This is a genomic window from Dickeya undicola, assembly GCF_000784735.1.
In the GTDB taxonomy this organism is placed as follows: Bacteria; Pseudomonadota; Gammaproteobacteria; order Enterobacterales; family Enterobacteriaceae; genus Dickeya; species Dickeya undicola.
Genome location: NZ_JSYG01000061.1, coordinates 1 through 714 on the forward strand (window position 1 = coordinate 1; position 714 = coordinate 714).

2 protein-coding genes are annotated in these 714 nt (G+C 46.2%); both read left to right on the forward strand.

The window, feature by feature from the left end:
* On the forward strand, window positions 1–189 hold a 189-nt coding region (locus tag OB87_RS21065; RefSeq protein ID WP_226093687.1), incomplete at its 5' end, for a hypothetical protein.
* Complete coding sequence (gene tnpA / locus OB87_RS19200; RefSeq protein ID WP_033570971.1) at window positions 146–604, forward strand: IS200/IS605-like element IS1541D family transposase; 459 nt, start codon at window positions 146–148, stop codon at window positions 602–604. The genes OB87_RS21065 and tnpA, both read left to right, overlap by 44 nt.
* The last annotated feature ends 110 nt before the right edge of the window (window positions 605–714 follow it).

The following is a 714-nucleotide window of genomic DNA, read 5'->3' on the forward strand; positions in this document are numbered from 1 at the left end:
TTGTCTATAGAAAACCCCCAGCTAGGCTGGGGGTTCCGTAAAGCTTCCAGCTTTGGGGCGGATATAAAAACCCCTTTTGATTTGTTAAAACACCTTGCGGTCTGGCAACTGCAATGGTCAAACAAGAAATCAAAAGGGGGTCCCAATGGGGGACGAAAAGAGCTTAGCGCACACTCGCTGGAACTGTAAATATCACATAGTTTTCGCACCCAAATACCGAAGACAGGTCTTCTACGGTGAGAAACGGCGTGTAGTAGGGAGTATCTTAAGAAAGCTGTGTGAATGGAAAAATGTGCAGATTCTGGAAGCCGAGTGCTGTGCTGATCACATACATATGCTTGTGGAGATCCCGCCGAAGATGAGTGTATCGAGCTTCATGGGGTATCTGAAAGGCAAAAGCAGTCTGATGCTCTATGAACAATTTGGTGATCTGAAATTCAAATATAGGAACAGGGAGTTTTGGTGCCGAGGGTATTATGTAGATACGGTGGGTAAAAATACATCGAAGATCCGGGACTACATAAAGCACCAACTGGAGCAGGATAAACTGGGTGAACAGTTATCAATCCCGTATCCAGGTAGCCCGTTTACGGGCCGTAAGTAAAGAATTTGGATGCAAATGTCAGATTGCGATGCGCCTGTTAGGGCGCGGCTGGTAACAGAGCCTTATAGGCGCATATGAAAAACCTCCGGCTATGCCGGAGGATATTTATT